General features: G+C 56.4%; 28 protein-coding genes. 19 read left to right on the top strand and 9 right to left on the bottom strand.

Going from position 1 to position 24,668, the window contains the following annotated elements; genetic code table 11:
- Positions 1-95: 95 nt before the first annotated feature.
- The 12 genes from AU182_RS00920 to AU182_RS00865 all read left to right on the top strand — a co-directional run bounded on the left by AU182_RS00920 (position 96) and on the right by AU182_RS00865 (position 11,151).
- Positions 96-1,319 carry a homoserine O-acetyltransferase gene (locus AU182_RS00920; protein WP_066959475.1) on the top strand — a complete coding sequence of 408 codons (1,224 nt, stop codon included), beginning with the start codon at positions 96-98 and terminating at the stop codon, positions 1,317-1,319.
- Positions 1,319-1,909 (top strand): methionine biosynthesis protein MetW, encoded by a 591-nt coding sequence (metW, locus tag AU182_RS00915; RefSeq protein WP_066961887.1) that lies wholly within the window; start codon positions 1,319-1,321, stop codon positions 1,907-1,909. The genes AU182_RS00920 and metW overlap by 1 nt, the downstream gene beginning before the upstream one ends.
- Positions 1,910-1,984: 75 nt before the next feature.
- Positions 1,985-2,434, top strand: coding sequence for a DUF4426 domain-containing protein (locus tag AU182_RS00910; RefSeq protein ID WP_082859123.1), 450 nt, complete (start codon positions 1,985-1,987; stop codon positions 2,432-2,434).
- 106 nt (positions 2,435-2,540) lie between these two features.
- Entirely contained in the window at positions 2,541-3,185 is a 645-nt protein-coding gene (gene rdgB, locus AU182_RS00905) for an RdgB/HAM1 family non-canonical purine NTP pyrophosphatase (RefSeq protein ID WP_066959471.1), read from the top strand.
- A gap of 10 nt (positions 3,186-3,195) precedes the next feature.
- A complete protein-coding gene (gene hemW / locus AU182_RS00900; RefSeq protein WP_066959469.1) occupies positions 3,196-4,443 on the top strand; it encodes a radical SAM family heme chaperone HemW in 1,248 nt (415 codons plus the stop codon).
- Between the two features lie 196 nt (positions 4,444-4,639).
- Positions 4,640-4,966, top strand: coding sequence for a thioredoxin TrxA (gene trxA / locus AU182_RS00895; protein ID WP_066959467.1), 327 nt, complete (start codon positions 4,640-4,642; stop codon positions 4,964-4,966).
- A gap of 444 nt (positions 4,967-5,410) precedes the next feature.
- Entirely contained in the window at positions 5,411-6,670 is a 1,260-nt protein-coding gene (gene rho, locus AU182_RS00890; protein ID WP_066959466.1) for a transcription termination factor Rho, read from the top strand.
- Positions 6,671-6,966: 296 nt separating this feature from the next.
- Positions 6,967-7,236, top strand: coding sequence for an RNA-binding protein (locus AU182_RS00885; RefSeq protein ID WP_010133764.1), 270 nt, complete (start codon positions 6,967-6,969; stop codon positions 7,234-7,236).
- A 169-nt stretch (positions 7,237-7,405) separates the two neighbouring features.
- The gene (gene ubiD / locus AU182_RS00880; protein WP_066959464.1) at positions 7,406-8,869 is read left to right on the top strand and encodes a 4-hydroxy-3-polyprenylbenzoate decarboxylase; all 1,464 of its coding nucleotides are present in this window, start codon (positions 7,406-7,408) and stop codon (positions 8,867-8,869) included.
- A gap of 29 nt (positions 8,870-8,898) precedes the next feature.
- Positions 8,899-9,285: a hypothetical protein gene (locus AU182_RS00875; RefSeq protein ID WP_066959462.1), complete on the top strand. Its 387-nt coding sequence runs from the start codon at positions 8,899-8,901 to the stop codon at positions 9,283-9,285.
- 137 nt (positions 9,286-9,422) lie between these two features.
- Complete coding sequence (locus tag AU182_RS00870) at positions 9,423-10,046, top strand: hypothetical protein (RefSeq protein ID WP_066959460.1); 624 nt, start codon at positions 9,423-9,425, stop codon at positions 10,044-10,046.
- A 619-nt stretch (positions 10,047-10,665) separates the two neighbouring features.
- Positions 10,666-11,151 (top strand): hypothetical protein, encoded by a 486-nt coding sequence (locus tag AU182_RS00865; protein WP_066959458.1) that lies wholly within the window; start codon positions 10,666-10,668, stop codon positions 11,149-11,151.
- A gap of 539 nt (positions 11,152-11,690) precedes the next feature.
- On the opposite strand, the gene AU182_RS00855 is transcribed toward AU182_RS00865, so the two are convergent.
- Positions 11,691-12,641, bottom strand: coding sequence for an IS110 family transposase (locus AU182_RS00855; RefSeq protein WP_066959454.1), 951 nt, complete (start codon positions 12,639-12,641; stop codon positions 11,691-11,693).
- Positions 12,642-12,956: 315 nt separating this feature from the next.
- Between AU182_RS00855 and AU182_RS16365 the strand changes: the two genes are divergently transcribed.
- From AU182_RS16365 to AU182_RS16150, 7 genes are all read left to right on the top strand, one after another.
- Complete coding sequence (locus AU182_RS16365) at positions 12,957-13,418, top strand: hypothetical protein (RefSeq protein WP_153039075.1); 462 nt, start codon at positions 12,957-12,959, stop codon at positions 13,416-13,418.
- A gap of 125 nt (positions 13,419-13,543) precedes the next feature.
- Positions 13,544-13,876, top strand: coding sequence for a hypothetical protein (locus AU182_RS16360; protein ID WP_153039074.1), 333 nt, complete (start codon positions 13,544-13,546; stop codon positions 13,874-13,876).
- Between the two features lie 161 nt (positions 13,877-14,037).
- Positions 14,038-14,313, top strand: coding sequence for an Ada metal-binding domain-containing protein (locus AU182_RS00850; protein WP_066961884.1), 276 nt, complete (start codon positions 14,038-14,040; stop codon positions 14,311-14,313).
- 643 nt (positions 14,314-14,956) lie between these two features.
- On the top strand, positions 14,957-15,379 hold the full coding sequence (locus AU182_RS00845; RefSeq protein WP_066959452.1) for a GNAT family N-acetyltransferase: 423 nt from the start codon (positions 14,957-14,959) through the stop codon (positions 15,377-15,379).
- 56 nt (positions 15,380-15,435) lie between these two features.
- Complete coding sequence (locus tag AU182_RS00840) at positions 15,436-15,816, top strand: VOC family protein (RefSeq protein WP_066959448.1); 381 nt, start codon at positions 15,436-15,438, stop codon at positions 15,814-15,816.
- A gap of 48 nt (positions 15,817-15,864) precedes the next feature.
- Positions 15,865-16,056, top strand: coding sequence for a DUF3185 family protein (locus AU182_RS00835; RefSeq protein ID WP_066959445.1), 192 nt, complete (start codon positions 15,865-15,867; stop codon positions 16,054-16,056).
- Positions 16,057-16,196: 140 nt separating this feature from the next.
- Positions 16,197-16,370 carry a PLDc N-terminal domain-containing protein gene (locus tag AU182_RS16150; RefSeq protein ID WP_082859121.1) on the top strand — a complete coding sequence of 58 codons (174 nt, stop codon included), beginning with the start codon at positions 16,197-16,199 and terminating at the stop codon, positions 16,368-16,370.
- A 77-nt stretch (positions 16,371-16,447) separates the two neighbouring features.
- Here the strand turns inward: AU182_RS16150 and AU182_RS00830 are convergent, their stop codons facing one another.
- From AU182_RS00830 to gshB, 8 genes are all read right to left on the bottom strand, one after another.
- The gene (locus AU182_RS00830; RefSeq protein WP_066959443.1) at positions 16,448-17,701 is read right to left on the bottom strand and encodes a heme biosynthesis HemY N-terminal domain-containing protein; all 1,254 of its coding nucleotides are present in this window, start codon (positions 17,699-17,701) and stop codon (positions 16,448-16,450) included.
- The gene (locus AU182_RS00825) at positions 17,698-19,236 is read right to left on the bottom strand and encodes a uroporphyrinogen-III C-methyltransferase (protein WP_066959441.1); all 1,539 of its coding nucleotides are present in this window, start codon (positions 19,234-19,236) and stop codon (positions 17,698-17,700) included. Before AU182_RS00825 ends, AU182_RS00830 begins: the two co-directional genes overlap by 4 nt.
- A gap of 211 nt (positions 19,237-19,447) precedes the next feature.
- The gene (locus AU182_RS00820; protein ID WP_066959439.1) at positions 19,448-20,257 is read right to left on the bottom strand and encodes a uroporphyrinogen-III synthase; all 810 of its coding nucleotides are present in this window, start codon (positions 20,255-20,257) and stop codon (positions 19,448-19,450) included.
- A gap of 27 nt (positions 20,258-20,284) precedes the next feature.
- Positions 20,285-21,235: a hydroxymethylbilane synthase gene (gene hemC / locus AU182_RS00815; protein WP_066959437.1), complete on the bottom strand. Its 951-nt coding sequence runs from the start codon at positions 21,233-21,235 to the stop codon at positions 20,285-20,287.
- Positions 21,236-21,298: 63 nt separating this feature from the next.
- A complete protein-coding gene (ruvX, locus tag AU182_RS00810; protein ID WP_066959435.1) occupies positions 21,299-21,727 on the bottom strand; it encodes a Holliday junction resolvase RuvX in 429 nt (142 codons plus the stop codon).
- A 9-nt stretch (positions 21,728-21,736) separates the two neighbouring features.
- Positions 21,737-22,321, bottom strand: a complete 585-nt coding sequence (locus AU182_RS00805) for a YqgE/AlgH family protein (protein ID WP_066959433.1) — start codon at positions 22,319-22,321, stop codon at positions 21,737-21,739.
- An 86-nt stretch (positions 22,322-22,407) separates the two neighbouring features.
- Positions 22,408-23,361, bottom strand: coding sequence for an energy transducer TonB (locus AU182_RS00800; protein WP_082859120.1), 954 nt, complete (start codon positions 23,359-23,361; stop codon positions 22,408-22,410).
- Positions 23,362-23,467: 106 nt separating this feature from the next.
- Positions 23,468-24,424, bottom strand: coding sequence for a glutathione synthase (gshB, locus tag AU182_RS00795; RefSeq protein WP_066961878.1), 957 nt, complete (start codon positions 24,422-24,424; stop codon positions 23,468-23,470).
- Between the last annotated feature and the right edge of the window lie 244 nt (positions 24,425-24,668).

The raw sequence follows: 24,668 nt of genomic DNA, 5'->3' as shown, positions 1-24,668 counted from the left end.
AGCCTGCGCATTAAACCGTGTCAGGGTAAAGAGGGTCAGTGCGGTGTACTCCCGCCCCCAGCTTTCGTAAACTTGGCGCCCCGCCCAATAACTACATGCGAAAGATTTTGACCACGGAAGCGCAAACGTCCCAATCAGGAAAGCCGGCAGGATTGCCAGCCAACTCCGTCGGCATTGTCGAGCCGCAAAGCCACACCTTTTCCGGGCCTTTCAAGCTGGCCTGCGGACGTGTGCTTGACGAATACACCCTGGTGTACGAAACCTACGGCACCCTGAACGCCGACAAAAGCAACGGCGTGCTCATCTGCCACGCACTTTCCGGACATCACCACGCCGCCGGCTATCACAGCGAAAACGACAAGCGCCCGGGCTGGTGGGATCACTATATCGGCCCCGGCAAGCCGATCGATACCAACAAGTTTTTTGTGGTGGCGCTGAACAACCTTGGCGGTTGCCACGGCTCCACTGGCCCTACCTCCATCAACCCGCAAACAGGCAAGCCCTGGGGCCCCGATTTTCCGCCGCTGCGCGCGCGGGACTGGGTACACAGCCAGGCGCAGCTGGCCGACCATCTCGGCATTCAACAGTGGGCCGCGGTGGTGGGTGGCAGTCTTGGTGGCATGCAGGCGATGCGCTGGGCACTGGAGTACCCGGAGCGTCTGCGCCACTGCGTGGTGATCGCGTCGGCGATGAAATTATCTGCGCAGAATATCGCGTTTAACGAAACGGCCCGACAGGCCATTACCTCTGATCCGGACTTCCGCGACGGTCGTTATCTGGAGGCGAATACATTGCCCCGCGATGGCCTCGCCGTGGCGCGCATGATCGGACACATCACGTACCTGTCGGACGATGGGCTGGGCAAGAAATTTGGCCGCGAGCTGCGCTCCGGCACTTTCCAGCAGGGGGTGGAGGAACTGGTGGAGTTCCAGGTGCAGAGCTACCTGCGCTATCAGGGAGATACCTTTTCGAGCAGCTTCGACCCCAATACCTATATCCTGATGACCCGTGCACTGGATTACTTTGACCTGGCCCGCGAATACGACGACGACCCGGTCAAAGCTTTTTCCCACGCACGCTGTAAATTTCTGCTGGTGTCATTTACCTCCGACTGGCGTTTCGCTCCCGAGCGCTCGCGGGAAATTGCCGATGCGCTCATGCACGCCAATATCCCGGTTACCTACGCCGAAGTGGAGTCGCCCATGGGGCACGACGCCTTCCTGTTGCCCAATACACGCTACGAAAATTTATTTGCGGCCTATATGAATAATGTCGCGCGCGAGCAGGACACCACCGGGCCCAGTGAGGTGACGGCATGATGCGCCAGGACCTGGATATCATTCACAACTGGATCGCACCCGCCACGCGGGTACTCGACCTCGGCTGTGGTGACGGCGCGCTGCTGGATCGGCTGGATAAAGAGAAGCAGGTGGACGGCTACGGCCTGGAAATTGACCCGGAGCAGATTCAGAAGTGCATCGAGCGCGGTGTTAATGTGGTCGAGCAGAACCTGGACAATGGGCTGAAGAATTTCGCCGACCAGAGTTTCGACACGGTGGTAATGACCCAGGCCCTCCAGACCCTGCGCTTTCCACATCTGGTGGTGGAAGAAATGCTGCGCGTGGGGCGCGAGTGCATCATTACTTTTCCCAACTTTGGTCAGTGGAAAGCGCGCTGGCATCTGGCGGTTTCCGGGCGTATGCCGGTATCCGACTTATTACCCTACGAATGGTACGACACGCCAAATATTCACTTTTGTACTTTTAAAGACTTTGAGGTGCTCTGCCGCGAACATCACTGGCAAATTTTGCACCGGCAGGTAGTCTCAGAGTCCCCGGTTTCCGGGGTTTTGAAGGATTTTTTGCCGAATCTTTTCGGAGAAACGGCGATTTACCATCTAACTCGCTAATATTAGAAGAAGATGGTTGTTAAACGCGCCGCCTCAAACGGAGGGGGTGGTTTCATGATAAGTAAGGAGGACGCTGTGAAACGTCTGTTTACTGGATTTCTCTCCATGGCCCTGTTGCTGTGGGCGGCGGCTGCCGCTGCCCAGGGTGCGAAGGTCATTGAAAATCACAAAACATTTGGCGATTACCACGTTAGTTATTCGGTATTCAACAGCGAATTTATTTCCCCCGACATCGCCCGCCAGTACAACCTGGTGCGTGCGCCGGATCGTGCGTTCGTGAATATCTCGGTGAGAAAGAAGGAGGACACCCAGGGCATGAGTGCCGGTGTCTCCGGTAATGCCACCAACCTGATCCAGCAGTCCCGGACACTGGAGTTCCGCGAGGTGCGTGACAACAAGGCCGTCTATTATCTGGCGCCGTTCCGGTTTGAAAATGAGGAAAATCTCACCTTCAATATCGACCTGGTGCTGCCCGATGGCAGTACCCAGCAGCTCACCTTCCGTCGGCAATTGCACAAAAAGTGATTGTGCAAGCGGTTTAAAGATTGCAGCGGGCCTGACTGAGCCCGCTGTTTTTGTTTTGGTGACAGAGTTTTCCCGGAACTTCCTCGCGACTTTCTTAGGTTTGGGTATGGAAAAAATTGTTCTCGCCAGCGGCAACGCAGGCAAGCTGAAAGAGTTTTCACAGCTGTTTGCCGGCTGGCAGATTGCGGTGTTGCCGCAGTCGGATTTTCTCCAGCAGGAAGCGGAGGAAACCGGCCTCAGCTTTATTGAAAACGCCCTGATCAAGGCGCGCCATGCCAGTCGTGCCAGCGGGCTTCCGGCGCTGGCGGACGATTCGGGGCTCGCGGTGGATGCGCTCGATGGCGCCCCCGGTATTTATTCGGCGCGTTACGCCGGTGACGGCGCCAGTGACGAGGACAACAACCGCAAACTGGTAGAAGCGCTGGAGGGGGTACCCGCGGAAAAGCGCACCGCGGCCTTTCACTGTGCACTCGCGTTCGTACGTACCCCCGATGATCCGGTGCCCCTGGTGTGCACCGCGCACTGGCCCGGCCAGATTCTCACCCGGCCCGCGGGCGATCAGGGCTTCGGTTACGACCCCCTGTTTTATGTGCCTTCGGAAAAGCTCACCTCCGCGCAACTGCCCCGTGAGGTAAAAAATCGCTTGAGCCATCGCGCCCAGGCTGTGAAAAAATTCGAGCAGCTGTGGCACGAGGAAATGGTGGTGCCCGAACGGTTCCGCGACGCCGCCACCGGCAAGAAGCTGATCTGAGTCCACCACATTGAACCCCGATACCCAGCCATTGGTGCTACCCCCGTTGAGTCTGTATGTGCACATACCCTGGTGTGTGCGCAAATGCCCCTATTGCGATTTCAACTCCCATCAGGTCCCTGCCGGATCCGGGGAGCATGTCTCCATTCGGCATGGGGCCGATAGCGAACCGGCAGCTAGCCAGCTGCCAGAGGCCGAATATGTGGACCAGCTGGAGCGGGACCTGCGCAGTCAGCTCGGCTGGATTCAGGGGCGCAAGCTGGGCTCTATCTTCTTCGGTGGCGGTACCCCCAGCCTGTTTTCGCCGCTGGCCATCGAGCGCATTCTAAACCTGGCGGAATCCCTCGTGGGGTTTGTGCCGGATATCGAAATCACCCTGGAGGCCAATCCCGGTACCTTTGAGCAGGCAAAGTTTGCTGGCTATCACAGTGCCGGTGTCAATCGCCTGTCGATTGGTGTGCAGAGCTTCGACCCGTTACAGCTGCAGAATCTGGGGCGCATCCACTCCGGCGCCGAGGCGCACACGGCGGCGACACAGGCGCGGGCGGCGGGTTTCGACAACATCAACATCGACCTGATGCACGGCCTGCCCGGACAGGGTGAGGTGGATGCACTGCGGGACTTGAAACAGGCGGTGGCGCTGGGCGCCGAGCATATCTCCTGGTACCAGCTCACCATCGAGCCGAATACCGCCTTCTATTCAGCGCCACCGGTGACCCCGGGTTCCGAGCAGATCGCCGAGATTCAACAGGCGGGTCGGGCCTATCTGGCAGGGGAGGGCTATGGTCGCTACGAGGTGTCTGCCTATGCGCGCAGCGGCCTGGCGTCCCGCCACAACCTCAACTACTGGTCGTTTGCCGACTATATAGGCATCGGTGCCGGCGCCCATGGCAAATTCACTTTGCCCGACAGTGGCCGGATCATTCGCACCCAGCGTACCCGCGCCCCCAGGGACTACCTGGCACTGGGCTGCGCGCTGGGCGAAGGGGGTGGCGACTTCCCTCAGGCCAAAGTGACAGACGTTGCCATTGCTGAGCGCCCACTGGAATTCCTCATGAATACCTTGCGGCTGGAAAGGGGGGTACCGGCAGAGTCTTTTGCGGCCTATACCGGCCTGCCCCTGTCCACCCTGGCGGGGGAATGGGCGAAACTGGAGGCCATGCAGCTGGTGGAGCCCCTGGGCCCGCGTATCGCGGCCAGCGGGTTTGGTTACGACTATGTGGACGAGGTCCTGCAGCGTTTTTTGCCCTCTGACTGAGCTTCCGTCACGGTAGGGGTGAAGACCGCCACTTGAAAACCGTGCCGCGGCCCATATATCTGGGGCAAATGCCAACTGTTGCGGCAAAATGGCAACAGTGGCGGGACCATTTGCCTTGCGGGGCTTGCAGGCGGTACTTATTATGTCTGCCGGCGGGCCAGCGGGGCCTGAAGAAACAGAACTACAGGAAAGCACTATGAGCGCGAACATCGTCAACGTCACCGACGCAGAATTTGAAGCCGAAGTACTCAAGGCCGAAGGCCCGGTACTGGTGGACTTCTGGGCCCAATGGTGTGGTCCCTGCAAGATGATCGCTCCGGTACTGGAAGACCTGTCTGGCCACTACGGCGACAAGCTGAAAATCGTTAAAGTGGACGTGGATGCCAACAAAGAAGCGGCAGCCAAGTACAACGTGCGCGGTATCCCCACTCTGTTGCTGTTCAAGGGCGGCAATGTCGAGGGTACTAAAGTGGGTGCGCTGTCCCGCGCCCAGCTGACCGAGTTCATCGACAGCCAGATCTGATCCGGCTGTACGGGGCGCAACTGGCCGAGGTCAGTTGCGCCCCGTGTCATTTCCAGCAACTGCCCGGTCGCGGCGCCAGAGCCCGAGAAATAGACCTTGCAGGATGCCGAACTGCCGTTATACTCCCTAGTAATCAAAGTAACTGTTCAGTACAGACCTGAGCCAAGTCGCCAACCCCGCTGTCGTCACAGCCTCTCCGGCGCAAACTCCTCAAGTTGAACGATCTTCCCTCTGGCGCCTTTGCCAAGCCAATTGTGCCATTTGCGAGTGGTAACCCGTGTTTCGGTGGTGTCCAGGGTAGTGTTCAAGTGAGTAGCGCGCGGAAAGCGAATCCGTCGGCCGGTCGATACAGGCATTATCAACATCGAACTTTCAAATCCCCCCGCAAACACTTCCGGTGCGTCCGCGCCATCTGACAGAAGAAACCTAAATAAAGCAATTGGTATGAACCTTTCTGAATTAAAAACCAAACCCATTGAAGAGCTGATTGAAATTGCCAAAGGCATGGGGCTCGAAAACGTCGCCCGCTCGCGCAAGCAGGACATCATTTTCAATATCCTCAAGCGCCACGCCAAAAGCGGTGAAGACATATACGGCGAGGGGGTGTTGGAAATTCTTCAGGATGGGTTTGGCTTTTTGCGGTCTGCCGACTCCTCCTACCTCGCAGGCCCCGATGATATCTATGTTTCCCCCAGTCAGATCCGCCGCTTCAATCTCCGCACCGGCGACTCCATTTCCGGCAAGATCCGTCCCCCCAAAGAAGGCGAGCGCTACTTCGCACTGCTGAAGGTCAGCGAGATCAACTTCGACAAGCCGGAAAATGCACGCAACAAGATCCTGTTTGAAAACCTCACTCCGCTGTTCCCGAATGAGCGCCTCGGCCTCGAGTGCGGAAACGGCTCTTCCGAGGACCTGATCGGCCGTATCATCGATCTGATCGCGCCCATCGGCAAAGGCCAGCGTGGCCTGATTGTTGCGCCGCCCAAAGCGGGTAAAACCATCATGTTGCAGAACATGGCCCAGGCCATCACCCGCAACAGCCCGGAGTGCCACCTGATCGTTCTGCTGATCGACGAGCGCCCGGAAGAAGTAACCGAGATGCAGCGCTCTGTGCGCGGCGAAGTGGTCGCCTCCACCTTCGATGAGCCGCCCGCCCGCCACGTTCAGGTCGCCGAGATGGTGATCGAGAAGGCCAAGCGGCTGGTAGAGCACAAGAAAGACGTGGTTATCCTGCTGGATTCCATCACCCGACTGGCGCGCGCCTACAACACCACCGTGCCGAGCTCCGGTAAGGTACTGACCGGTGGTGTGGATGCACACGCCCTGGAGCGCCCGAAGCGATTCTTTGGTGCGGCGCGAAACATCGAAGAAGGCGGCAGCCTCTCCATTATCGCCACTGCCCTGGTGGATACCGGCTCCAAGATGGACGAAGTGATCTTCGAAGAGTTCAAGGGCACCGGTAACATGGAGCTGCAACTGGACCGTAAAATCGCCGAAAAGCGGGTTTATCCGGCCATCAACGTGCGCCGCTCCGGCACCCGCCGCGAAGAGCTGCTGATGCCTGAAGGCGAGCTGCAACGGGTCTGGATCCTGCGCAAGCTGTTGCACGATATGGAAGATTTGGCCGCCACTGAATTCCTGATCGACAAGCTGAAGGACTTCAAGAGCAACGACGAATTCTTCCTGTCCATGAAACGGAAATAATTCCTCTTCACAATAAAGGCTTGCGCAATCGGCAGGCCTTTTTTGCATCTTGTGGAGAATTTTTGCAATGCGATGAAACAGGCGTGAAATTACGCCGAATTCAGTTGAAAAGGCATTGCGTTAGGCATATAAAGGCCAACATTGATGTGTTGAACAGTATTTCAGCACTGCCCGAATTGGTCTCGCCCGGCTGGGAAGTCGAGCGACTCTGGACCAATCGCAAATGGATAACTCGGTGGAGCTGGTTACCATTTGTGAATTGCTCGACAGCCCACTGACTCTAGTGAGACTTTTTTGTGAATATCTATATCGGAAATCTGGCCTACGGCGTAACCTCTGACGAACTGCACGAAGCTTTCGGTGCGTTCGGTGAAATCTCCCGGGCTACTGTAATCACTGACCGGGAAACTGGCCGTTCTAAAGGTTTTGGTTTCGTAGAAATGCCGAACGACGACGAAGCGCGTAAGGCAATCGAAGAAATGAATGATCAGCCGCTGTCTGGCCGTAACATCCGTGTTAACGAAGCCAAGCCGCGCGAAGACCGTCCGCGTCGTCCCCGCTTCTAAGGCACGCTTTACCGCCTAGAAGTTCGGCAGCCCGCAGCATGTTGCATGCTGCGGGTTGTTCAAAAACTCCCCTCCGTTTGACCACCGAACCTGCCGGTACGGTGTATGTTCCCCATTTTGTTCTGACTGTTTTACACTGGCCGTTGAAATCCTCGTCGACCGGTAAAACATGAAATACAAAGACCTGCGCGACTTCATCCAGCTATTGGAAAAGCGCGGCCTCCTCAAACGCATAAAACATCCCGTCAGTCCCTACCTGGAAATGACAGAAATTGCCGACCGCGTGCTACGCGCCGGTGGCCCAGCACTGTTGTTTGAAAACCCCACCGGATATGACACCCCCGTACTCGCCAACCTGTTTGGAACCCCCGAGCGTGTCGCCCTGGGCATGGGGCGGGAGTCCGTCAGCGAGCTACGCGAGGTAGGTGAGTTGCTCGCCTTCCTGAAGGAGCCACAGCCCCCTGAGGGTCTCCGTGATGCCTGGGACAAGCTACCCATCTTCAAGCAAGTAATGAACATGGGCCCCAAGGTCATCAGCAAGGCCGACTGCCAGCAGTTTGAAATCAACGCCGGCGACGTTGACCTGACCAAGCTCCCCATTCAGACCTGTTGGCCCGGTGATGCCGCGCCCCTCGTCACCTGGCCCCTGGTGATTACCCGGGGGCCGGAGAAGAAGCGTCAGAACCTCGGTATCTACCGCATGCAGTTGATCGGGCAAAACCGCCTGATCATGCGCTGGCTATCCCACCGGGGCGGTGCGCTGGACTTCCGTGAATGGCAACAGCAATTCCCCGGCGAGCCCTTCCCGGTTGCTGTCGCTCTTGGTGCCGACCCGGCCACTATTCTCGGTGCGGTCACCCCGGTGCCGGATACCCTTTCCGAATACGCCTTTGCGGGCCTACTGCGGGGCGGGAAAACAGAAGTGGCAGAAGCCCGGCTCAGCAACCTGCAGGTTCCCGCCAGTGCCGAGTACGTACTGGAAGGCTATATCTACCCGGACGACATGGCCGACGAGGGACCCTACGGCGACCACACCGGCTATTACAACGAGATAGATAGCTTTCCCGTATTCACTGTGGAAAAAATCACCCACCGCAAAGACCCCATTTACCACAGCACCTACACCGGCCGCCCACCGGATGAGCCGGCGGTATTGGGTGAGGCCCTGAATGAAGTCTTCGTACCCATATTGCGCAAGCAATTTCCGGAAATTGTCGATTTCTACCTGCCGCCAGAAGGCTGTTCCTACCGCCTCGCCGTGGTCACCATGAAGAAGCAGTACCCGGGACATGCCAAGCGGGTCATGATGGGCGTCTGGTCTTTTCTGCGCCAATTCATGTACACCAAGTTTGTGATCGTCACCGATGATGACGTCAACGCGCGGGACTGGAACGACGTCATCTGGGCCATGACCACCAGAATGGACCCCGCCCGCGACACGGTAATGGTCGAGAACACCCCGATCGATTATCTCGACTTCGCCTCACCGGTATCAGGGCTGGGCTCGAAGATCGGTTTCGACGCGACCAATAAATGGGAAGGCGAAACCACCCGGGAGTGGGGGCGACCAATCGTAAAAGATCCCGAAGTCACACAAAAAATCGATGACATGTGGGACGAGCTGGGTCTGTAGGAAGCATTTGCAAATGCCAAGGAGGGCAAATGGAAATTATAAAAACAATCCGGCCGGGCGATGATGGCAGCAAGCGCTATCACGATAAATACGGCGATCAACTATGCGCCGTTCGATACCGACGATCCCCGTGCAAAAACACCGTCTACACCACCGTAGAAATTATCGTCGCACAAAGAGAAGCCTATCGGCATAAAAATACGAGACCTCAGGTCATGCCGCACAAAAGTGAATGGGTGGCACTGAAGATCTCCTACGACGAAGTCGATTTACGCGCCGAAGCCCGGAAAATCGGTGGTCGCTGGAGCAGAGTCGCCAAAGCCTGGGTAGTAAAGCGCAGCATGGCAGAGCATAGAAACATGGGTCACAGAATCGTCGAAGGCCTGATTGACCAATGCCTAGATGTAGACATATAGCCGGCCATGAGAAATGGCTATATTTAGCCATTATGGTCACATATAGACATGTCATGCCCAGATGTAGACATAATGTCTATATCTGGGGCTTTTGAATAAAACTGTTAGGCTTAGAAACCGTATCTGCGAGGATTAATATGAATAAAATTTCGAAACTACTTTCTCTAGGTGCTGTACTTATTTTTTTCTATATTTCCTCCAATGCTTCTGCGGCAATTTCCATCAACTCAACAGGTAAGTCGGCGCTACTAGATGGCCGTTGCGGGAATGATGAATGGGATGTGGCAACAAAATTGGAATTGCCAGCGCAAGTTGCTATCTATCTAATGAAAGATGACAATTATTTCTATATATGCGCTAGAGCTAAAGAAGAAGACATCACAGTCTTAGATCTGTACATAGAAAATCCAGAAACTAACCGTCTTCACAAATTTCACCTCTCAGCTCAAATGGGTGAAAAAGTACTCACGGAAAATGGGTGGGAGAGAGTTTCTGGAAAATGGGATCTTAAAAATTATGCTGGATTCTGGGTGCCATTTTCTGGGCTTGAGGAGCCGGAAAACCGAAAAGGTCCCATATGGGCCAAAGGAACGCACAGGCAGGTTCAAGTCTCGCGTAATAAATTTCCTGGCAATATTTGGAATATGATGTTCGGTATAAGCGCTATTTACCAAGAAGGTGAGCGGGCTGAGTTCTTATATCCGAAGAATGCGGTATCTACGGACCCAACTAGTTGGGCACAGTTTTCTTTCTCTGAATAGTATATCTAAGTAACTTAAGTGGGTCCTGCGGAGTCCGCAGCCTAACAAGCAGCGGCAGAGCGACAGCCAACGCTACGCATTTTTTGTGTTACTCGCTGCGCTCAAACATTAACACAAAAAATACTCCGCGCTGGCTGCGCCTGCGCTGGGCGTTAATGTTCAGGTCCATCATGCCGCCGCCTAAAAATTTCGGTGTGCTTGATGAGCGATTCGGCGACCTCTAGCGTTGTAAAAGTGGTATCGCTAGCAGGGATTTACGGTTGATATAGAAAGCCTCCAGTGGTTTCCCTTCGTTAAGGTTTTCACTGGCGGCGGAAGAAAGAGAGTGGGGTTTTCCTTTTGGGCGTGTAAGCCGCTCCAGGGAAAGCGTGGCGTGGTACAGCCAATCGTGCCGCTCGCAGTATGTTGGTAATTCGAGGGCGTTGAGTTTGGTAGCCTTGTCAGTGTTAAATCACTTTCAGGTCATCAAACATTAACAAGGCCGGGCAATTCGCTCCGGGCCTGCGGCCCTCCGCGGGACAGCTTACCTTGTGCACGTTTTGCGCGGGTCGCTGCGCTCCCATTTTCGCGCAAAACGCGCACAAGGTAAGCTGCCCCTGCCGGCGGCGTTAGATTTAGTATGAGCATCGAAACTGAAATTAAGGCTATCCAAGAGCGGCTAAAAATTTTATCAAAAGAAATTAATGGGAAAAAATCATTTTTATCAAGGTCAAAAAGGCTTTCTAGTATTCGCAAGGAAGAGCTTGAGAATGAAATTCATTCTTTGAAAAGCGAAAAGGCTAATTTGAGAGGGGAGTTGAAGCCCCTAAAGAGAGAGCTTAACAAGATTTGGCGAGAGCCTGAGCATCCTGCAGAAAAATATTTAAAAAATAAATACGTCTCTCGTAACAGTTCAAAGCCTAAGATTGAGAAGGCAATTCAATTGTTAAGAGAGTGCCTCAAAAATAACGATTGCAAAAATTCTACTCAGGTAATAAATAGAATATCTTACCTGGAAGATGAGCTGGTAAATAGATTGTCCGGAATTAGGAAAATTAAAACGAAAGTAGTATCGGGAGGAGCCCCAGGCCTGGTGCAAACAAAATCTAACAAACACAGGCAGTAAAGCTACGGCCCTTCGGGTCTCCGCGGGACGTCTTATCTTGTGCGCCTTTTGCGCGGGTCGCTACGCTCCCATTTTCGCGCAAAAGGCGCACAAGGTAAGCCGCCCCTGCTGTGGGCGTTATACGCACAATCGAGTATGAAAAACGCAATAATCATAATTTTAGCTTTATTACTATGTGGATCACTCGGGGTTGGATTCTTTGCGGTCAAAGATCTGGCTCTTGCTGAGCCGAAGTACGGGGCAATAAATTGGTCTGAAGATGATCGAGCTATTCTAAATAAAGCATACGCCGAGCTAGGTAAATCATCCGAAGTCCCTTTCGGTTACTATCCATTCAAAATAATAGAAAGTGACAGTGGGGTATCGGTAAGATTCAGAAGTTACAGTTTTCTTCAGCTACGAAAATCAGCGTTACTTGATGGCGACATCATGGATGGCTGCGTATACGTTAACTTTGATAAGTCCATGAAACTGCAGGACGTCTTTTATTGTGGTTAAGCGTATAACAAGCGACTGTGGTTGCAACCCCAAGAAAATAACTAGGCAGCCCAGGGTTCTCCATCGCGAACCATAGCGTTCAAAATTGTGATCATTTTTCTCATGCAGGCAGTGATCGCCACTTTCTTGTGCTTCCCCTGGGCTACTAAATTTTGATAGTGGGCTTTGATCGCTGGGTTGCATAAGGTGGCGCTGACCGTCGCCATGTAGAGAACCACGCGGACAGTTGATCTGCCGCCTCTGATCCTTCTTTTTCCGCGCAGCTTTCCACTATCTCGATTCATTGGTGCTACACCGGTGAGCGCTGCAATCTGTTTGTTATTCAGTGTGCCGAGCTCGGGAAGGTCACCCAGAAGGGTATGTACCAGGACGTCGCCAACACCAGGAACGCTTTTCAAAAGAGCTTTCTTTTCATCCCATGCAGACTCCTTCTCGATAGCTGCATTTAGCTTCTGATCAACCCACTCAACCTCTTTATCCAGCTGCTTGATTAGCCTTCGATAGGTGCTGGCCAATACGCCATCACCCATGATCGACTGCCTGTTAAGTTCGCGTGTCCTCATGTTCATGAGTTGGCGACGACGAGCCAGCAAGTCTCTGATTTCACGAAGGTTTTTACTCTGTGATCTACTCGGTTTCGGCTGAATCCTCGCTGCAAATTCAGCAATCAGAGCGGCATCGAGCTTGTCCGTTTTAGCCAGCTGTTCTACAGCACCGGCGTAGCGTCGGATCGCGCGGGGGTTCGCGATGATCACCGGCATCTTCCGCTCGAATGCGGCATCTGCTAAGAGCAACTCATAGCGGCCTGTGGCCTCCATGACCAGCCTTGCGACTTGGTAGCGAGATATTCGGTTGAGCGAGTATCTAATACCGTCAGGAGTGTTGTCTGATCTCCAGTAAACGTCTCTCTCATGAATATGGAAATCGAGATACTCCTTTCCGATATCCACGCCCACGTTAACTCCCGCCTCAGCACTTTTACGGTTTGTCATAATGACTCGTCCTTGCTAAATTCGGGCTTGAAGCCCATTCGACTGTTCGAGTTTGTAAATCGGGTCGGCCACCCGCTCAGGCTTGTTGACGATCTTTAGAGATCTGGCGTGCATCGAGCTAGGTAGCCGGTAACATGGTGAGAGATGTTACGGGCTTCAACTTACCGAATTCGGGGGAATTAGACCATACAAGGCGCTGCAGACCGACAGCTTACTTTATGCACATTTTGCGCGGTCGCTGTCGCTCCCATTTTCGCGCAAAATGCGCATAAAGTAAGCTGCGGCTGAGCGCGGCGTATGCATCAGAGGGAGTCGATGAAGTATTCAGTAAATTGGAAAGCGTTATGGAAAAAGCTTGCGAGGTTCATGACGCTAGCAATTTCGGTGGCTGTCACGCTCGCACTAATTGTTCGTTATTTCAAGACAGGAATGGATGTAGAAGAGACATTTCGGCATGTGAGCCTTCTACAACTTCCTCTTATGTACTTAGGGATTTCAGTTTTTTCATTATTTTTCGCGTTTGTTGTATCGGCATCCTTCAAATTGGCTTCCGTTACAATTACTGACGAATGTATTTCAGGTAGAAACTACTGGTTTTTTAAAAATACAATCCCGCTAAATTGTATTAAAGAGCTGTCGTATTTTAGTAGTAACGGTATTGAGGCTGTCGTTGCCAGCGGCGGGAAACATGGAAAAGTGTATATATCTACTAGTACAGTAAATCTAGATTCTCTCGTTGAAATACTTGAATACCACATAGCACAGAACAATGCATAACAAACAGCGGCAGAGCGACAGCCAACGCTACGCACCTTTTGTGTTACTCGCTGGCGCTCAAACATTAACACAAAATGCGCTCCGCGCTGGCTGCGCCTGCGCTGGGCGTTAAATGGGGAGCAGAAATGAATGAAATTTACAAGGCACCAAAATCAGAATTAACTGATAAAGAAATCCAAAGTGACTCAGTTTCGAATAAGCCGAAGAAAAAGATTTGGTATCAGGTATTTGGTCTGCTCGCACTTGTGACTTTCTCTGGTGTCCTTATACCTTCAATTAATGGAGAGCAGATTCGTCCTGAATCAGCTATATCGACACCATTTTGGATTGGTGTATTCTTTGCCGCACTATGGCGCTACAGAGAAAAAAGTGGAATGCTAGGTTTTTTTCTTGGTGTCCTAGCAGGAATTCTTGCTCTAACCGCTACCGTATTCTTTGCCGGCTTTCTTCATAGGTAAGTCAATTAACAAAGTCGAGCCGTTTGTCCGGGCCTTCGGCACTACGCGGGACGCCCAACGCTATGCACACTTTTGTGCTGGTCGCTACGCTCCCAGTTTCGCACAAAATGTGCATAGCATTGGTCGCCTCTGCTGCGGGCGTTATGGATCAAGGAAAAAGCATGAAGCTGTATAAGCTATTGAATTCTGATGGCGAAATATATGAAAGTACTGAAAAAGGCCAGCTAGGCGGAAATTCTCGAGAAAAAATATACGGTACGCTTAATTGTACGGCTGCCAACAATGCGCTTGGTAATAATATTTATGAAAAGCACAGAGTTTTCTTTGCTAGCGAATCTGTCGCAATTGCAGCCGGGTATCGACCCTGCGGCCGTTGTCTGAAGTCTGAGTACAAAAAATGGAAGGATAGCCAGGAGCATCCTGAGCCCTTGGCGTAAGTGGTGGGCAAAATTCATTACAAGCAGCGGCAAGGCGACAGCCGACGCTACGCACCTTTTGTGTTACTCGCTGGCGCTCAAACATTAACACAAAATGCGCTCCGCGCCGGCTGCGCCTGCGCTGGGCGTAAGGTAGGACCTGAGAATGAAGATATTTATAGTAATTTTCGCAGCGCTCGTAACTGCATGTGGCGGCATGACATTCAATACAAACTTTGGTCCATATGCAAAAAATAGGGTGAAAACTTTGGCTGTAGAGGAGTATTCACCCACCGAAATTTCTAAGTATGATGCGGTTACATTGGGTTTTGTTGAGGCATCATATTGCCAGGAGCGTATAGATCAACCAAAGCCGAGCAAACGTGCTTTGGTAAACGATCTAAAAGTAAGGGCGCACAGTTTAGGGGGTAACGGCGTCGTAGTTGAGGCGTGTGGCAAAGCTGTTGCGGGAATGTGCAATCAGTATATGGAGTGCAGGGGTGTTGCATACTCCGTGCCTCAGCGACAGAGTGGGCCATAATAATATGCTGCAAAGCGACGGCTTACTTTGTCACTTAATTGCGCAGTCGTTTCGCTCCCATTTTCGCGCAATCGTACATCCAAAGTAAGCCGCCCCTGAGTGCCGTTTTACGAAATCGGAACTATGAAAGTTAATTTGCTAGAGTCAGATGAAGAATTGAACGAGGTTTGCGCGGTTCTTTTGCAGCTGAGACCGCAGTACGATCTGGATAGCCTTAAGGTGCAAGTCAAGTTGCAGCGCGAGGCTGGCTATAGACTTGCGTATGTTATATCGGGCGAGAACATTTTGTGCGTAGCGGGTTTTGTGATCGGCCAGAAATTGGCCTGGGGCAAGCATATCTATATCGATGATCTCGTAGCAGATGAACGTCACAGGTCATCCGGGGCGGGCGCGCTGCTGGTTGATTGGATAAAACAGTACGCGAAAGAAATTGGTTGCAGCCAAGTGCATCTAGACTCTGGGGTCCAAAGATTCCAGGCGCATCGCTTTTACTTGAGGGAAAAATTCAATATTGAAAGCCATCATTTTTCAATAACAGGACTCTAGGGCGTCTAATCTGTTCCAGGTTGATGGCTTGGTTCATGCATTTTCAGGATAGTTTTATGGATTTGAATCAGGTAACACTTCCGGTAGTTGATATGCAGGCGGCAACGGAATTCTATCGCAAAATGGGATTCCTGCAGATTGTTGATACCGATCATTACGCCCGATTTGAGTGCCCGGATGGAAATGCAACATTCTCTCTTAGCCTTTCAGGGTCAGGATTTTCTAATGGGAGCATTATTTACTTCGAGCACGAAGATCTTGATGCATTGGTAAAAGAGCTTGAATCTAAAGGGGTCAAGTTCGACGAACCACCCAGTGATAGAAGGTACCTTTGGCGGGAAGCTGTATTGCACGATCCATCCGGGAACAAAATTAAATTATACTGGGCGGGCAAAAATCGATTGAACCCACCATGGCGCGTTGAGCTTGGCGCATAGCCCAGGCTATTGTGCGGCTGCCATGCAGCGAAGAAGCAGGATTAACAGATGAATAAGAAAATTGTTGGTATCGTTCTGATCGTTATTGGGGTGGCTTTGGGGCTCTGGGGTTATGACGTCTATGATTCGGCAAGCTCGCAGGTAGTGCGTGCGTTTAGTGGCGATACACCCATTGAAGCATGGGTAGGCATGGTCGGCGGCGCGATCTGTCTGCTGGTGGGGATTTTGAAACTTAAGTAATTGGCGCGCCTTGTTCCAAGGCAAATGCCGCGCCCATTTTCTGAATAGGACGCGGTGTTTTCTGTAGCAATAAGGTAATTAGCGCTCAGCCCGTTCTATACTCTCAGCTCCCGATTGTGGGCATACAAGAGGAGAGTGTTATGGAAGGTGTACTGGGCTTACTGGTTCTGATTGCAGATATCTATGCCATCATCAAGATCTTGCAAAGTTCCGCAAGTGGCCTGAAGAAACTGGTGTGGGTACTGGTTGTGCTGCTGTTCCCGGTCATTGGCTTTATTGCCTGGTTCTTCTTCGGTCCGGGGGGGCGCGGTTAAGGAAGCCCGGCGTGTTGCGATGATTGGGGCCAATCGCATTCTTCGCCGGGACGAGGTGGTGTTGCTTGGCGGGTTACTCAGGACGCTTTGGTGCTGAGCATGCCCGTTTGCTGATCCGGCAGTGGAAGCTTTGGTAGGTCGGAAACGGCTAGCAGCAGGCCCTGCTCGTAGAGGCGCGCGGCCTGCTCCTTTTCGCCGAGGGCGAAGAGCAAGCGCGCCAGCTCCGCAGAGGTAACGGGATCGGCGCGCAGTAGCAGGCTCTTCTCGAAATATTGCCGCGCCTTGCCCCAGATTTCATTGCGCAGACACAGTCGGCCCAGACAGGTCAGCAGGTCGGCGTTGTCGCCGTACTCCTTTTGCCAACCATCGGCGACCGAGAGTTGCTGGTTCGCGTCTGCCCCGGTCAGGTGACCGTACAGGCGCACGGTGTCTCCCCGCCATTCCCGGTTCAGAATCCAGCGCAGTTGTTTTTCGGCCTCCACATCGTCCCCCACCTTGTGCAGGGTTTCTCCGTAAAGGTTGCGCAGCTCGATGTTGCGCTGCCAGCGGCCATTAAGGCTCTGCCATACGCCCTTGAGTTTCTCGCGATCTTTACGATTGGCCGCTTCGCGCAGCAGGTTCTGGTACACCTCGAGCTCTAATTGCTGAAGCTGGGATTCCGGCATGGTGCCGTGTTTTTCCAGTCGCGGCAGCAGTTCGCGGAGGCCGTGCCATTCACCGATGTGGTAGTAAGCCTGACGCAGTAGCTGCAGCAGGGCCGGGTGGTTGGGCTCTTCGTGCATGGCCCGCTGCAGGCTGGCGATGCACTGCTCGTAGTGTTTGTCGAGCAGCTGCATGCGGGCCTGGCTGATGGCTACGGCCAGTTGGGTATCGTCGCCGGTGGCTTCGGCCTTGGCCAGCAGCTCGTTGGCTTCGTCCCGGTAACCGAGCTCAAAAGCGCTGCGCGCGGCGGCCAGATAGTTGATGATGGGGGCATCCGAGCGCGCGGCACTTTTTAGCAGCAGGCGGCGGGCGCGCGCCCAGTTGCCTTCCATATACTCGACAAGCCCATTGGTCAGCCGGCGGCGTGCCATGCGGCTGCGCCCAAAGCGGATGCGGCTGACACTGCCTTCAATGGCGCGGGCGAGACTGCGCAGTAGCCAGATGGCGAGAAACAGGGCGAGCATGCCCAGAGCCAGGCCGCCAATCGCCACCCACAGGTTCATTTCAATCCGTTTGCCGGCGTCGCCGCCCACCGTGAGTAACAGGTAACCCGGGTAGGAACGCATGGCTTCTGCGAGCAGGGCGCCACCCAGAAGCAGCACCAGGGTAAAGAACAGGAAGCGTTTCACTGGGAGTCGCCTCCGTTGTTGCCGTCGTCCGCTTGGCCGGATGAAACCTTGTGCATGCGCTCGATGTAATTGCGTAACGCGCTTTGCGAGGCGCTGAGGTTGGGTAGCTCGGTTTTAATTTTTTCTGCACTCAGCTCTTGCAGCTCTCGCAGAATCACTTCCCGTTGCGGATTTTCCACGCCGTAGTCGAGCAAAAGCTGTCGCGCGTGGCTGAGCGAATCTTTGTAAACGGTGTCGTCTGCGCGCAGCACGGCGAGTTCCGCCTGCTCCATATTCAGCCGCAGACTCTGGCGGAAGCGGGTTTCACTCTGCGGGGAGAGCAGAACCGGGTCTACTTCACCGTCGCGAATTCGTACCGAGCCCTTGAGAAAGTTAACGAAGTTATCCCAGCTGGAGCGAAAATGCTCTTCCCCCACACCGGTGTTGTCGGCTTGCGCTTGGGCCGCTGCCGCATCCCGTTTGGCGAGGTCGAACTGGGGCTGGATGTTGAGTTTCACCATCTGTTCTTCCAGCGCACGCAGGCGCAGGTAGAGGCCTTCGCGGTCTACGTTTTCCACCAGCTTGAGCGCGGTGATGTCGCGGGCCAGTTGCTGGCGTACGCCGTAAAGGTCCGGCAGGTCGACCTGGCGGATAATGGTGTCGACTTCTTTCAGCAGGCCCAGCGCGGCGCGGCTGTCCTGTTCGAGCATCAGACGCTGGTTGGCGAGGCGCAGCAGGTAGTCCGCTTCGGCGAGCTTCCAGTCCTCGCGGCTGGCGTTACCGAGCTGGCTGAGACGGGCGCCCTGCGCGGTGACATTGCGCTGGAGCCCAGCCAGTTGCTGCTGTAGCTGCTGGATGGTCTGGCTCTGCTGCGATAGTTGCTGATTCTGTTGGGACAACTGCTGGCGCAGTTCACCGATCAGTTGTGCGCTGTGGTCCTGCGGCGGGACCGGTGACGTGCTGGACGGCGGTGTCAGTGGCGCTTCGCCCGGTTGCAGCATGGGCTGCTCCGGCACCGGCGCTTGCGCGGCACTCTGTGTGTTCCCTGTATCGGTGCGGGCGGTACCCGTGTCCGGCAGAGATTCGCGCGCGCTGGACGTGTCCGTGCTGCTTTCCAGGTTGGAGGAGGTGTTCTGAGCGGCGTCCTGTGTCGTTGTGGATCGCGTTGCCTGGGCTGCATTGCCCGCGCTCGTGGAGAAGTGTTTGCCGACCACCGGCAGCGTTTGCAGATGCTGCCCCACTTGCTCCCGTAAGCCGGGCACCAGGTACCAAGCGGCCACGGCGATGGCGATCAGAACCAGTAGCAACAGCCAGAACCAGCCCCAGCCGCGCTTCTTTTTGCTGGGGCGAGGTGACTTTTTGGCGGAACCGGAAGCGGGCTTGCCCCCGGGCTTGCTACCACTTTTGCCGCCAGTTCCGGCGGCTTTGGCAAAATTGCTCTGGGGTTCGGCTTTGCGGGTCACCACCGGTACGTCTTTGGCCGTACCTTTGTCGCTGGCCTTTTTGTCGCCACTGTTGTCCGGAGTGGTGGGCGGCGGGGCTTTTTTATCGCTCATGGACTCGCTTGCTCAGAATGGATGCCGGGGTGCCCGTGGCACCTGCGTCTTTGGCGGCTGCAGAACCGGTTCTGCAGTACGCGATGCGGTGACACCGGTTGATACGCAAGGATCACCACAGAAATTTTGTCGCCAAATTATAGCGACTGATGCGGTTCTTTATACGGACTCTGGCGCGGAAATGAAATTTTTTACCGACTCTGGCGTGTAATCAGGAATTGCCGGCGGCCACAGCCTCTTTCAGTGCTGCCAGCATGGCGTCATCGCCGGCATTGGCGGCGGCGCAGGCGCGGGTAAAGCCGAGTGCGCTTGCCTGTTGTGCAACGCGCGCGCTCGGGCAGACCAGTAGTGCCTGGCGCAGGTCGGTGCGTGCGGTGGCGTCGATGACCCGGTGCAGGTTTTCCAGGGTTTCGCCGCTGTGCACGGTTATGGCATCTGGCAACGCGCGGTAGGCGCGCATTTCTTCGGTGGCGCTGGCCGGCAGGGTACGCCGGTACAGCTCGCAGTAATCCAGTCGTGCACCGCGCTTTTCCAGCGTGCTGCCGATGAGGGGGCGACCGCCCTGCCCGCGAAAAATGATGACCCGCTGGCCCTGCAGCTGTTGCAGCTGGGGTAGTGCGAGCAGGGCTTCCGAATCCATGGTGCTCGCCAGCCCACTTTCGGTATTGCCGGTTTCCGGGTTGGCTCCGCGCGTGCGAATGGCGCGCGCGGTGGCGGCGCCAATGGCGTAATAGCGCGGCCCGATGGGCAGTTGCGGCCAGTAGTTGTCGAGCCAGTCGAAGGCGTGTTGCACGGCATTCTGGGACACGAAAATCGCATGTTCGAACTGGTCGAAATCCAGAATCAGGCTTTTAATCCGCTGGGCGTCAGCGCCCTGTTCGATCGGCGCGATTTCCAGCAGGGGGATGCAGTCGGTCAGCGCCCCCTCGGACTGCAGTCGGTCCCGCCAGCCCCCTGTTTGGTGGGCGGGGCGGGTGATCAGTATGCGTTTGCCGGCGAGTGCGGAATGGGCGCTGGGCATGGGGTATGTGGTTTGATCCGGCTCGGTTCAGGGTTGAATCGCGGCGAGGATTTTGTCGGCGCCGGCGTCCAGCAGCTGCTCGGCGAGACGGATGCCGAGGGCTTCGGCGTCCGCGGTGCTGCCGCGCACTTCATCGCTGAGCATGGTGGCGCCGTCGGGGCTGCCAACAAGACCGCGCACATGCAGGGTGCTGTGATCGCTGCTGTCGAAAATGGCGTAGCAGCCGATGGGTACCTGGCAGCTGCCGTTGAGGCGGCGCACCATGGCGCGCTCGGCGGTCAGGTGGTGGCTGGTGTCTGCATGGTGCAGTGGCGCCAGTAGTGCTTCCAGTGCCGGGTCGCGGCGGGACTCGATGCCCACGGCACCCTGGCCGCCGGCGGGCAGCAGTACTTCGGGCTCGATAAAGGCAGCGATGCGCTCGCGCATTTCCAGGCGCAGCAGGCCGGCGGCGGCCAGGATAATGGCGTCGTAGTCGCCGGCATCGAGCTTGGCGAGGCGGGTGTTGACATTGCCGCGAAGGAATTTCACTTCCAGATCCGGGCGCAGTGCCAGTACCTGACACTGGCGGCGCAGGCTGGAGGTGCCGACCACGGCACCTTTGGGCAGTGCTTCGAGAGCCGCGTAGTGATTGCTCACAAAGGCGTCGCGCGGGTCCTCGCGCTCGCAGATCACGGGCAAATGCAGCCCCTCCGGGAATTCCATCGGTACGTCTTTCATGGAGTGCACGGCGATATCGGCACGGCCCTCCAGCATGGCTTTCTCCAGCTCTTTCACGAACAGGCCTTTGCCGCCCACCTTGCTCAGGGGGATGTCCAGCAGCTGGTCGCCACGACTGGTCAGCGGCAACAGTTCCACGGTCAGGTCCGGGTGGTGCAGCTCCAGCTGTTGCTTGACGTAATTCGCCTGCCACAGGGCAAGGGCGCTTTCACGGGTGGCAATGCGGATGGTGGTGATGGCGGAAGATGGGGAGTCGGACATGCGCGGCAATCAGGTCGGTTGGAAATGAGCGCGCAAGTCTAACAGTTTGATGGCGTGAATGGACTAGCCGGCACCCTGCTGGCGCAGCCAGTCCTCGAGAAAAATCCGCGCGGCGATGGAGTCTATCGGCTGGTTGGCAAAGTTGCCGCGATGGCCGCGCTCGCGGGCTTCGTCTTTGGCGGCACGGGTGCTGAGGCGCTCATCGGCGTACTCCACCGGCAGGCCCAGGCGGCCGTGCAGGCGCTGGCCGAATTTGCGGGCGCGGGCGCCGAATTCGCTTTCTGTGCCGTCCATGTTGAGTGGCAGGCCCACCAGCAGTACCTGCGGTTGCCACTCTTTGACAATGCGCTGCACCTGATCCCAGTTGGGCTTGCCGTCTTTGGCCGGCAGCGGGTCCAGTTCGCGGGCACTGCCGGTCAGGCTCTGGCCGTAGGCGAGGCCGATGGAGCGGGTGCCAAAGTCGAAGGCCAGGGCGGTGCGCGGTTTATTCATGCTCACTCCTTATGCGTGGCCGGACTGGCTGCCCATACCGGAAAGATCGATGCCATGGCGGGCGGCGGCAGTCTGCCAGCGCTTGTCCCAGGGGGTGGCAAAGAGGATTTCCGGCTCCGCGGGCAGGGTCAGCCAGGCGTTCTCGGCAATTTCCTGTTCCAGCTGGCCCGGTCCCCACCCGGCGTAGCCGAGGGCCAGCAGCACGTCGTCGGGGCCGCGGCCACAGGCGAGAGACTCGATGATGTCCTTGGATGCGGTGAGGCTGATGTCATCGGAGACGTCGGCGGTGGACGCGAACTGCATGCCGCGACCGTGCAGCACGAACCCCTGCTCTTGAGCCACCGGACCGCCGATCAGCACCGGCTCATCACTGCGCAGGCTGGTGTCGTCCAGCGACAACTGCGCAAATACTTCTTTCCAGGTCACCTTGCTCGGCTCATTGATAACGATGCCCATGGTGCCTTCCGGGCCGTGCTCGCAGACAAAGGTCACCGCCTGGTGAAAGCGCGGATCCTGCATGCCGGGCATGGCGATCAGGAACTGGCCGCGCAGGCTGCTGTGGGTAAGGTCGCTGTCGATACTGGATGGCTGCATGGGGCGCTTTCGTTTAACAGGGCTGTGGGGTTCCCGCGCGGCTGCGTGGAAGCGTTAAGTTTAGCGTTTTTGACGCGGCTGCGCGGTCAGCCGCGGCTGGGTGACTTTCCGGCAGCGGTAGAGAAGCCGGTCATTTCGAACCGCCAGGTGCGGATGATTTCGAGCCGGTCGGCCTGCTGGCGGATTTCCGGGGGGAAGGGCGCAAAGGGTGCCGCCAGGCGCACGATCTGCTGGGCGGCATCGTCGAGAATGCGCTCGCCGGAGGATTCCAGGATCACCACATCTTCCACCGCTCCGGTGGGCAGCAGGCGCACCATCATGCGCAGGTCGCCGGTAATCTGGCGGGCCAGCGCTTCCTCGGGGAAGTTGTCGTTGCCGATGGCCTCCACTTTCTGCCGCCAATCGTGCAGGTAGGCCGCATCCGAGGCAGCTTTTGTGGCTACAGAGGTCAGGCGGCGCACCCGCGGACGTTGCGCAATGGTCTGGCGGATCTTGTCCAGGCGCGCTTGCAGGCTGGCGATTTCCGGATTGGTGGGCGGCAGGTCTGAGGGCGCGTCGCCCCGTTTTTCTTCCGAACGCTTGTCTTCAGCGGGCAATTCCGGGGCCCGCTGGGGGCTGTCGCCGATGGTGGTGATCAGTTGCCGCAACTGGTCGGCCGGGCGTGCTGCCTGTTGCTGCGGAAGTGGGCTGACCTGGCGAATGCTGGTGTCGGCCATTTCTGCGCGCCGGTCGGTGGAGAGCTCGCGCGGGGTTTCCGCGGTACCACTGGCCTGCTGGTTGTGCTGGGCCAGGTAATCGGCATCTTCCGGGGCGTCCAGTGACCGGTGTTGGGCCAGGGTGACTTCCAGGGTGGGCGGGGTCTCTCTGGCTTCGGGGGCGGTAAACGCGACGCCGAAAATCAGCAGGGCGTGCAGGGCGCAGGCCAGAAACAGCGCAAAGGTAAAGCGGTCGCCCTGGCTCGCAGGCGCGGTGGCCGCCGGGCGCGGGTGTTGGGCCGGTCTGGTGGCCTCTGCTTGGGGTTGGCTGGCTGCTGCGGTCATTGTGGTTATTGCTTTACTTCTTGCCGTTACTTCTGCCGTGAAACCGCCGGTGCCGCCAGCCGCGGATCAGTCCGCGTGCATCGGGCTCCGGCAGGAGTCGGACAGTTTACCCTTTTTGCGCCAGCCGGTCTGTGATCGCGCGCATCAATAACCCACCGATGTCGGTGCCGAACGCGGTGTCAATTTCGCGCACGCAGGTGGGGCTGGTGACGTTGACCTCGGTCAGGTAATCACCGATCACGTCCAGGCCAACAAACAGCAAGCCTTTTTCCTTGAGGGTGGGGCCGACCTGCCGAGCTATCCACAGGTCCCGCTCAGACAGCGGGCGCGCCTCGCCGCGTCCGCCAGCGGCGAGATTGCCGCGGGTTTCCCCGGCCTCGGGGATACGCGCGAGGCAATAGGGCACCGGTTCGCCATCCACCATCAGGATGCGCTTGTCGCCGTCCTTGATTTCCGGGAGGTAGCGCTGGCCCATGATCTGGCGCTGACCATTGTCGGTAAGGGTCTCCAGAATGGCCCCCATGTTGGCCCCGTCGGGTTTGACGTGGAAGATGCCAGTGCCGCCCATGCCGTCGAGGGGTTTGAAAATGACGTCCTTGTGGTGCCCGTGGAAGGCGCGCAGCTGGGCCATATCGCGGCTGACGATCAGTGGTGGGCAGCAGTCGGCGAAATGGGTGGCGAAAATCTTTTCGTTGCAGTCGCGCAGGGACTGGGGCTTGTTGGCCACCAGCGTGCCGGCGCGCTCGGCGGCCTCCAGTATGTAAGTGGAGTAGACGTATTCGTTGTCGAACGGCGGGTCCACGCGCATCAAGAGGACATCCAGCTCACCCAGGTGCATGGGCTTGCGCTCGCCAAGGGAGAACCAGTTGTCCGGATCCTCAAACACTTCCAGGTGCGAGCCATTGCCCATGGGGGTACTGCCGTCGAGGTACAGGTCCGACTGCAGGAAATAGCGCAATTCAAAGCCGGCACGCTGTGCGGCGAGCAGTAGCGCCAGGGTGGTGTCTTTCTTGTAGTTGATGTTGGCGATGGGGTCCATGACCACGCCGAGCGTGTGGCTCATACCGGTATCCATTGTAGTGAAAGTGGGGCAGGGTGGCGGCTGGTCCGGGGCGTGCAATCAGTGCCCGGGGTGCGACCTTTCAGCCCGGCTAAGGTAAGAGTAGCCGGCGCCTTGTGCAAGCCGGCATGTCGGGCGCAGTGTGCGCCAGAAGTGCGGCCTTGCTCACAATTTGATCATCCCTCGGTTGCCGGTTCGGCCGTCGCTAGATTCACTCTGGTATCTGTGATACAAGTTTGCCCCTGAT

Origin of the sequence: Microbulbifer sp. Q7 (assembly GCF_001639145.1) — a bacterium.
In the GTDB taxonomy this organism is placed as follows: Bacteria; Pseudomonadota; Gammaproteobacteria; order Pseudomonadales; family Cellvibrionaceae; genus Microbulbifer.
The sequence above is the reverse complement of the archived record's forward strand: the minus strand, read 5'-3'. Positions and strand labels throughout refer to the sequence as shown.

Excerpts from the sequence above, each read along its gene's own strand:
- AU182_RS00920 (WP_066959475.1), top strand. The coding sequence starts at position 96 with ATGCGAAAGATTTTGACCACGGAAGCGCAAACGTCCCAATCAGGAAAG.
- metW (WP_066961887.1), top strand. The coding sequence starts at position 1,319 with ATGCGCCAGGACCTGGATATCATTCACAACTGGATCGCACCCGCCACG.
- rdgB (WP_066959471.1), top strand. The coding sequence starts at position 2,541 with ATGGAAAAAATTGTTCTCGCCAGCGGCAACGCAGGCAAGCTGAAAGAG.
- trxA (WP_066959467.1), top strand. The coding sequence starts at position 4,640 with ATGAGCGCGAACATCGTCAACGTCACCGACGCAGAATTTGAAGCCGAA.
- rho (WP_066959466.1), top strand. The coding sequence starts at position 5,411 with ATGAACCTTTCTGAATTAAAAACCAAACCCATTGAAGAGCTGATTGAA.
- ubiD (WP_066959464.1), top strand. The coding sequence starts at position 7,406 with ATGAAATACAAAGACCTGCGCGACTTCATCCAGCTATTGGAAAAGCGC.
- AU182_RS00875 (WP_066959462.1), top strand. The coding sequence starts at position 8,899 with ATGGAAATTATAAAAACAATCCGGCCGGGCGATGATGGCAGCAAGCGC.
- AU182_RS00870 (WP_066959460.1), top strand. The coding sequence starts at position 9,423 with ATGAATAAAATTTCGAAACTACTTTCTCTAGGTGCTGTACTTATTTTT.
- AU182_RS00865 (WP_066959458.1), top strand. The coding sequence starts at position 10,666 with ATGAGCATCGAAACTGAAATTAAGGCTATCCAAGAGCGGCTAAAAATT.
- AU182_RS00855 (WP_066959454.1), bottom strand. The coding sequence starts at position 12,641 with ATGACAAACCGTAAAAGTGCTGAGGCGGGAGTTAACGTGGGCGTGGAT.
- AU182_RS16365 (WP_153039075.1), top strand. The coding sequence starts at position 12,957 with ATGAAGTATTCAGTAAATTGGAAAGCGTTATGGAAAAAGCTTGCGAGG.
- AU182_RS16360 (WP_153039074.1), top strand. The coding sequence starts at position 13,544 with ATGAATGAAATTTACAAGGCACCAAAATCAGAATTAACTGATAAAGAA.
- AU182_RS00850 (WP_066961884.1), top strand. The coding sequence starts at position 14,038 with ATGAAGCTGTATAAGCTATTGAATTCTGATGGCGAAATATATGAAAGT.
- AU182_RS00845 (WP_066959452.1), top strand. The coding sequence starts at position 14,957 with ATGAAAGTTAATTTGCTAGAGTCAGATGAAGAATTGAACGAGGTTTGC.
- AU182_RS00840 (WP_066959448.1), top strand. The coding sequence starts at position 15,436 with ATGGATTTGAATCAGGTAACACTTCCGGTAGTTGATATGCAGGCGGCA.
- AU182_RS00835 (WP_066959445.1), top strand. The coding sequence starts at position 15,865 with ATGAATAAGAAAATTGTTGGTATCGTTCTGATCGTTATTGGGGTGGCT.
- AU182_RS16150 (WP_082859121.1), top strand. The coding sequence starts at position 16,197 with ATGGAAGGTGTACTGGGCTTACTGGTTCTGATTGCAGATATCTATGCC.
- AU182_RS00825 (WP_066959441.1), bottom strand. The coding sequence starts at position 19,236 with ATGAGCGATAAAAAAGCCCCGCCGCCCACCACTCCGGACAACAGTGGC.
- AU182_RS00820 (WP_066959439.1), bottom strand. The coding sequence starts at position 20,257 with ATGCCCAGCGCCCATTCCGCACTCGCCGGCAAACGCATACTGATCACC.
- hemC (WP_066959437.1), bottom strand. The coding sequence starts at position 21,235 with ATGTCCGACTCCCCATCTTCCGCCATCACCACCATCCGCATTGCCACC.
- ruvX (WP_066959435.1), bottom strand. The coding sequence starts at position 21,727 with ATGAATAAACCGCGCACCGCCCTGGCCTTCGACTTTGGCACCCGCTCC.
- AU182_RS00805 (WP_066959433.1), bottom strand. The coding sequence starts at position 22,321 with ATGCAGCCATCCAGTATCGACAGCGACCTTACCCACAGCAGCCTGCGC.
- AU182_RS00800 (WP_082859120.1), bottom strand. The coding sequence starts at position 23,361 with ATGACCGCAGCAGCCAGCCAACCCCAAGCAGAGGCCACCAGACCGGCC.
- gshB (WP_066961878.1), bottom strand. The coding sequence starts at position 24,424 with ATGAGCCACACGCTCGGCGTGGTCATGGACCCCATCGCCAACATCAAC.